Below are 6,609 nucleotides of genomic sequence, written 5' to 3'. Positions count from 1 at the left end.
GGTCGGTGTCCCGTCCTGGAGGGGGCGGTCGCCGGCCGTAAGGCGGGCGGTGCGGGCGATCACCTCGTCCGGGGCGCCCAGCCACAGGTCCAGGCCGAGAGGGCCGGCGATCTCGGCCGCCACCAGGTCGCCCACCGACTTGCCGGTGACCCGCCGCACGACCTCCCCGACCAGGAACCCGTACGTCAGCGCGTGGTACCCGTGCGCCGTCCCCGGCTCCCACAGCGGCCTCTGCCCGGCCAGCCTGGACGCGATCGCCGCCAGGTCCCCGAACTCCTCCACTGGCACAGGGGACTCCACCACCGGCAGCCCCGCCTGGTGGGTGAGCAGGTGCTCGACGGTGACCCCCGCCTTGCCGCCGGACGCGAACTCCGGCCACACCTGCGTCACCGGGCCCGTGACGTCCACGAGCCCGCGCTCGGCGAGCTGGAGCAGCACGGTGGCGGTGATCGCCTTGGTGCACGAGTACGCGAACGCCGGGGTGTCCTCCTGCCAGCGCCGCCCGGTGTGCCGGTCGGCGACGCCGTCCCAGAGGTCCACGACCAGCTCGCCGTCGAGGTAAACCGCGAACGCGGCGCCCAGCTCCTCGCCCTCGGCGAAATGACGCTCGAACACCTCGCGCACGCGCGCGAACCGGGGATCGCAGTGCATGGGACCTCCGCTCGAGAAAGGAAGCGCTTACTTGGTTGCCGAGCCTAACAACTGGGGCCGCTTCGGCCCAGACGACCAGCGCGGGACGCTGAACCTGCTCACGCCCGAGGTGGTGCTCGGCGCGCTCGCGTCCGCGACCTCGGGGCGGGTGCTCAGCCTGGCGATGCCGATCAGGGGCGCCACCTCCTCACCGGCCCCGACGACGGTTCCGCACCTGCGGGGACGTCCGCTGCCGCAGCACTTCATGTCCGTGGACGGCGGCGACTACGCGGCGGGGGCGCGGCCGGTGGGCGCGGGGCTGCGGGTGGCCGACGACGCGCTGATCGTCACCCACCACGGCACGACCACGCACATGGACGCGCTCTGCCACATGTGGTCGGGCGACGAGCTGTACAACGGCCATCCGGCGGCCCGCGTCCGGTCCTACGGCGCGACACGCTGCGGCATCGAGCAGGTGGGCGGGGTCGTCGCTAGGGGAGTCCTCTTCGACGTGCCCCGCCACCTGGGCCTCGACCACCTCCCGGCGGGCCACCGCATCTCCCCGGACGAGCTGGCCGGCCCCGACCTGCGTCCTGGCGACGTCGCCGTGATCCGCACCGGCTGGCCCGCCGTCTGGCAGCGCTCGCGGGAGGAGTACTGGTCGGGCCAGCCCGGACTGTCGGCCGACGCGGGACGCTGGCTGGCCGAGCGCGACGTCTGCGCCGTGGCCGCCGACAACGCGGCGATCGGCGGCCTGAACGCCGGGCAACTCGCCGACGAGGCGCTGGAGGACGACCTGCACCTCATCCTCCTGCACCGCCACGGCGTGCACCTGATCGAGATGCTCTGGCTGGAGGAGCTGAGCGCGTCAGGACGCGACGAGTTCGTCTTCGTCGCCGCCCCGCTTCTGATCGAGGGCGGCACGGGCAGCCCGATCAACCCCCTGGCGATCCTCTGAGAGTGCGTTCCAACTCAAGAGAGCAGCCACACCAGCGCCATGAACGGGATCGAGGACAGGGCGGTAAAGGCGCCCAGACCGAGCGCCAGCGCCGCCCTGCCCGCCCAGATCGCGGCGATCGAGCCGATCACCACCAGCAGGACGAACGCCAGCCAGCCGTACACGATCTGGTTGGGCCATCTGCAGTAGACGCTCTGGTTCTCCCCGCCACAGGGGTCCACGGCGAAGGCTCCGATCACGAAGCTCAGGAACAGGCTGGGGACGGGCACAGCCAGGGCCACGAGGGTGCCGAGGATTCTGGTCATGGGCGGGACGGTAGGCCGGGCGGGTTGACGTCTCATTGACGCCACACATGGGGGCGCGAATCCACTGACCCGGCACCCCGGCGATAGATGGCGCACCGGCCGTCCGGCAGGCCCGCGTGCCGCCCGTCCGGCAGGGCCTCGGGTCGGAGAACCGGCGGGCTACCAGGCGACCGGCAGGCTGCGGACTCCGTAGACCACGGCGTCGTCCTTCGTCGGCACCTCGTCCGCCGGCACGGCCAGCCGCAGGGTCGGGAACCGGTCGAACAGGGCGCGGTAGCCGATCCGCATCTCGATCCTGGCGAGCTGCTGCCCCAGGCACTGGTGGACACCGTGCCCGAACGCCAGGTGCTTGCGCGCCCCCGGCCGGTCGAGCCTGAGCGCGGCGGGGTCGTCGAACAGGTCCGCGTCCCTGTTCGCGGCGGGGAGCGACATCGACACCGTCTCCCCCGCCCTGACCAGCTCGCCCGCGATCTCGACGTCCTCCAGGGCGGCCCGGGTGGGTGCGCCCAGGTGCGCGATCGACAGCCAGCGCAGCAGTTCCTCGACCGCGGTGTCCACGTCGGCGTCCAGCAGCGCCCGCTGTCCGGGGTGCTGGAGCAGCGCGAAGACGCCGAGCCCCAGCATGTTCGCGGTGGTCTCGTGCCCCGCCACGAGCAGGAGGACTGCGACGTTCGCCAGCTCCTCGTCGGTGAGCTCGCCGGTCAGGCCGCTGATCAGGTCGTCGCCGGGGTCGGCGCGCTTGCGCCGCACCAGCTCGCCCAGGTAGCGGGTGAGCTCGGCGACGGCCCGCCGGGAGTCGATGCCCAGCTGGACCAGGTCCGCCGTCTGCTCCTGGAAGAAGTCGTGGTCGGCGTACGGGACGCCGAGCAGCTCGCAGATGACCAGGGACGGGATGGGCAGCGCGTACGCCTGGACCAGATCCACCGGCGGCCCCTGTGCGGCCATCGCGTCGAGCCGGTCGGCGGCGATGCGCTCGATGCGCGGTTCGAGCTGCCGCATCCTGCGCACGGTGAACTGGCCTGTCAGCAGGCGGCGGTAGCGGCTGTGCTCGGGCGGGTCCATGCTGGAGAACAGGCCGGGCGGGGCAGGGCGCCTGTCCTGGCCGGAGGGGACGGGGAAGTGCTTCAGATCCGGCCTCGTGCTGAACCGGGGGTCGGCGAGGACGGTCCTGACGGCGTCGTGGCTGGTGGCGAGCCAGCCGTGATGGCCGTCCGAGAAGACGAGCCTGCCCATCGGGGGCAGGTCGGCGAGCTCGGGCGGCGGGTCGAAGGGGCATCCGGGCGTGCGCTTCACGGGCAGTTCCATGATTGTGAGAGTAGGCTCTCATTTGCGACCTGTCTACCAAAAGCGAATGATCTCCCATGAGTGGACGGAGGGCGCGCTACCCCCGAGAATCGGACCTATGACTGACCGGCCCGTGCAGGGACTGCGTGAGCGGAAGAAGGCCAAGACCAGAGCGCTGATCCAGAAGGAGGCGTTGCGGCTGTTCCGTGAGCAGGGCTATACGGCCACCACGGTCGAGCAGATCGCCGAGGCCGCCGAGGTGGCCCCGAGCACGGTGTTCCGTTACTTCCCGTCCAAAGAGGATCTGGTGCTGGTCGAGGCGTATCCGACCTTCCTTGACGCGCTGAGGGAGGTGCCGCAGGAGATGGGCCCGATCGCGGCCGTCCGGGCGGCGGCGCTGGCCATGCTCGAGGGACGCTCGCCCGAGGAGGTCGCCGACGGGGTGGAGCGGGAGAAGCTCATGCTGAGCGTCCCCGAGCTGTGGGCGGCCAGCCTGGAGAACGTCGGGCGGACCCTGCGCACGCTGCAGGAGACCCTGGCCGAGCGGACCGGGCGCGACGTGGACGACCCGGAGGTGCGCAACGTCACCGGCGCGATCACCGGCGTGGTGGTGGCGGTCTGGCTCGAATGGTCCAAGGATTCCAGCATGGACGTCCCTGCCGAGCTGGACCGGGCCCTGGCCCACCTGGAGGCGGGCCTGCCCCTGTAGCGTCGCGCGCGATGGCGTTCCCGTGCGCGACGACCGGCGTCCCGGCGCGCGCTGGGACGCCGAGCGGGGGTGAGGTGGGCGCGGGGCGAGAGCGACGCCGGAGTCAGGCGCGGGAGTCAGGCGCCGGGGTAGTTGCCGCCGCCGTGGGCCTCGTCGAGGGCGTCGTAGTCGGGGGTGAAGCCGCGCTTGGGGATCGCGTCCACGAAGTCGACGTGCCTGGGCTTCTTGTACGACGCGAGCAGCCCCCTCACGTGCTCGACCAGCTCCTCGGAGGTCGCCGAGGCGTCGGGCCTGAGCGCCACGACCGCCTTGACCGCCTGGTGCCAGGTGGCGTCGGGGACGCCGATGACGGCCGCGTCGGCGACGGCGGGGTGGCTCTTGAGCGCCCGCTCCACCTCCGCCGGGTAGATGTTCTCCACCCCCGACTTGATCATGCGGAGCACGGGGCCGATGAAGGTGATCGTGCCGTCGGGCTCGCGGCGTCCGAGGTCGCCGGTGTGATGCCAGCCGTACCGCGACTTAGCGGCATTTAAGTCAGGCCGGGCGAAATATCCGGAAAAGAGGCTCTTACCGCGCGCGCAGATCTCCCCCACCTCGCCCGGCGGCAGCTCGACCCCGTCCGGACCGAGAATCCGCACCTGCACCAGCGGCGACGGCCGGCCCGCGAACCCTGCCGCGCCCGGAGCGAGCCCGAGGAAGGTGAGCATCCCGCCCACCTCGGTCTGCCCGTACCCGCCCATCTTCGATCGGCACCACGGCGAGCCGTCCACAGTGATCATCTCGTCCCACTCGGCGGAGTGCGAGACGAACCTGAGCGACGACAGGTCGTACTTGCGCCCGGCGTTGGCCGCGACCACCGCGTCGATCATCTGCCCGAACAGGAACGCCTGCGTCACCCGTTCGGCGTCGATGAGCCGGCACACCTCCTCGGCGTCGAACGCGGGCGTGAACACGTTGGTGCCGCCGATCTGGAGCGTGGCCAGGCAGAACATCATGGTGCCGACGTGGAAGAGCGGCCCGTTGTTGAGGAAGGTGAACCCCGGCTCCATCTGGCGGACCACGAGCAGCGCCGCGCTGTGCGAGACGAGCGCCGCGCTGCTGAGCAGGGCCGCGCGGGGACGTCCGTCGAAGGCGGCGGTGTACAGGGCGAGCACCGGCTCACGGTCGTCCACCTGCGGGAACTCCCGCTCGGACGCCTCCGCCAGCATCGCCTCATACGCGCCGCCCGCCTGCACCCAGCCACCGTTCGAGCCGGGGCGGCCCTCGGCGTGCAGGGCCGAGACGGCGTCCGACGGCTCCCAGACGACCACGCGGGGCTCCAGATCGTCCAGGACGAAGCGCAGCTCGTCGGCCGACTGCCGCCAGTTGGCCGGGCAGCAGACGGCGCCCAGCCGGGAGCAGGCCAGCAGCAGTTCCAGCACCGCGTGCGCGTTCTGGCCGAGCCAGAGCACCCGCTCCCCGGCCGTCACGCCCCGCGCCGCCAGCGCGCCGGCGAGGCGGGTGACGCGGGCGTCGAGCTCGGGGTAGGTGAGCCGCAGGTCGCCGTCCACCACGGCCGTCACCTGCGGACGGCTGCGGGCGTGCTCGGCCAGGACGTCGGACAGGGACAGGCTGTGGATCATCACGCCTCCTGGGCGCGGAAAGCGGGCATGACCTCGGCGGCGAAGAAGCGCATGACCTTCTTCATCTCGTACAGCGGCATCGGGCGGGTGCTGCCGAAGTCGCACAGCAGGTTGCCGAACCCGGCGTCACGCAGCAGCGTGACCTGTTCGATCACGCGGGCCGGGTCCCCGATGACCTCCAGTTGCTCCCAGCGGAAGTCGGGGGTGACCGAGCCGCCCTTGAGGTAGCGGTCCTGGTAGTACTCGAACCCCTGGGCGGCCCTGCCGGTCTTCGGGTCGATGGGGGCGCTCTTGGCGTTGAAGATGCGCGAGCGGTCGAAGGCCGCCTCGAACCTGGCCTGGTCCTCGCGCGCCTGCTCCACGGTGGGCGCGACGTAGACGCTGCGGGCCACCACCAGCTCGGCCCCGGCGGGGTGGCCGGCGCGGGCGGCCGTCTCCCGCCAGTTCGCGGCGGCGTCGACGACCTTGCGGAACGGGGCGGCGGGGTCGGCCAGGATCGGCAGGCCGCGCTCGGCGTACATGGTGACGGTCTCGGGGGAGACGGCCGCGACGTGGATCGGAGGGTGCGGGGCCTGGAGGGGGCGGGGGGCGAGCGCGACCTCGGTGCCGGTCCGGTAGAACTTGCCCTCGTGCTGGAAGGTGTCGCGGGTCCACAGGCCCAGGACCACCTCCAACGCCTCGTTGAACCGATCGCGGGCCTCGGCCAGGTCGATGCCGAAGCCCTCGAACTCGAAGCTCTGGTAGCCGCGTCCGATGCCCAGGTCGAGCCGGCCGCCGGAGAGCACGTCCACCTGGGCGGCCTCCTCGGCCACGTGGATCGGGTTGTGCAGCGGCAGCACCACGATCCCGGTGCCCAGGCGCAGGCGCGAGGTGCGCGCGGCGGCGTGGGCGAGCACGGTGAACAGGTTCGGCGCCACGCCGTAGTCGCGGAAGTGGTGCTCGGCCAGCCGTACCCCGTCGAACCCCAGCTCCTCGGCCAGCTCGATGAGTTCGAGGTGGTAGTCGTAGACGTCCTTGAAGCTCTGACCGTCGAACCGGTGGAAGAGGTGGAAGGTGGAGAACTTCATGCGGCAGCCCCTCGGAAGTGAACCAAGCGCTCGC

The 6,609-nt window shown here is 71.8% G+C and carries 7 protein-coding genes; 2 read left to right on the top strand and 5 right to left on the bottom strand.

Annotated elements, in window-relative coordinates; all coding sequences use genetic code 11:
• The coding region (locus ABZ297_RS34645) for a serine hydrolase domain-containing protein (protein ID WP_355355383.1) at positions 1 to 651 on the bottom strand (651 nt) is incomplete at its 3' end.
• 31 nt (positions 652 to 682) lie between these two features.
• On the opposite strand from ABZ297_RS34645, the gene ABZ297_RS34640 reads away from it, so the two are divergent.
• A complete protein-coding gene (locus ABZ297_RS34640) occupies positions 683 to 1,588 on the top strand; it encodes a cyclase family protein (RefSeq protein ID WP_355355380.1) in 906 nt (301 codons plus the stop codon).
• Between the two features lie 14 nt (positions 1,589 to 1,602).
• On the opposite strand, the gene ABZ297_RS34635 is transcribed toward ABZ297_RS34640, so the two are convergent.
• Both ABZ297_RS34635 and ABZ297_RS34630 read right to left on the bottom strand, forming a co-directional pair.
• A complete protein-coding gene (locus tag ABZ297_RS34635) occupies positions 1,603 to 1,893 on the bottom strand; it encodes a hypothetical protein (RefSeq protein ID WP_355355377.1) in 291 nt (96 codons plus the stop codon).
• Positions 1,894 to 2,052: 159 nt separating this feature from the next.
• Positions 2,053 to 3,198: a cytochrome P450 gene (locus ABZ297_RS34630; protein WP_355355374.1), complete on the bottom strand. Its 1,146-nt coding sequence runs from the start codon at positions 3,196 to 3,198 to the stop codon at positions 2,053 to 2,055.
• A gap of 97 nt (positions 3,199 to 3,295) precedes the next feature.
• Between ABZ297_RS34630 and ABZ297_RS34625 the strand changes: the two genes are divergently transcribed.
• Positions 3,296 to 3,886, top strand: a complete 591-nt coding sequence (locus tag ABZ297_RS34625) for a TetR family transcriptional regulator (protein ID WP_355355371.1) — start codon at positions 3,296 to 3,298, stop codon at positions 3,884 to 3,886.
• 116 nt (positions 3,887 to 4,002) lie between these two features.
• Here the strand turns inward: ABZ297_RS34625 and ABZ297_RS34620 are convergent, their stop codons facing one another.
• Both ABZ297_RS34620 and ABZ297_RS34615 read right to left on the bottom strand, forming a co-directional pair.
• Positions 4,003 to 5,508, bottom strand: a complete 1,506-nt coding sequence (locus tag ABZ297_RS34620; RefSeq protein ID WP_355355368.1) for an AMP-binding protein — start codon at positions 5,506 to 5,508, stop codon at positions 4,003 to 4,005.
• Positions 5,508 to 6,575, bottom strand: coding sequence for an LLM class flavin-dependent oxidoreductase (locus ABZ297_RS34615; RefSeq protein ID WP_355355365.1), 1,068 nt, complete (start codon positions 6,573 to 6,575; stop codon positions 5,508 to 5,510). The genes ABZ297_RS34620 and ABZ297_RS34615 overlap by 1 nt, the downstream gene beginning before the upstream one ends.
• Positions 6,576 to 6,609: the final 34 nt, after the last annotated feature.

This window comes from Nonomuraea sp. NPDC005983, assembly GCF_040614375.1.
Classification (GTDB): domain Bacteria; phylum Actinomycetota; class Actinomycetes; order Streptosporangiales; family Streptosporangiaceae; genus Nonomuraea.
This window is presented reverse-complemented; position numbering and strand designations above follow the sequence as displayed.

Coding starts and splice junctions, on each gene's coding strand:
- ABZ297_RS34635 (WP_355355377.1), bottom strand. CDS start 1,893: ATGACCAGAATCCTCGGCACCCTCGTGGCCCTGGCTGTGCCCGTCCCC.
- ABZ297_RS34630 (WP_355355374.1), bottom strand. CDS start 3,198: ATGGAACTGCCCGTGAAGCGCACGCCCGGATGCCCCTTCGACCCGCCG.
- ABZ297_RS34625 (WP_355355371.1), top strand. CDS start 3,296: ATGACTGACCGGCCCGTGCAGGGACTGCGTGAGCGGAAGAAGGCCAAG.
- ABZ297_RS34620 (WP_355355368.1), bottom strand. CDS start 5,508: ATGATCCACAGCCTGTCCCTGTCCGACGTCCTGGCCGAGCACGCCCGC.
- ABZ297_RS34615 (WP_355355365.1), bottom strand. CDS start 6,575: ATGAAGTTCTCCACCTTCCACCTCTTCCACCGGTTCGACGGTCAGAGC.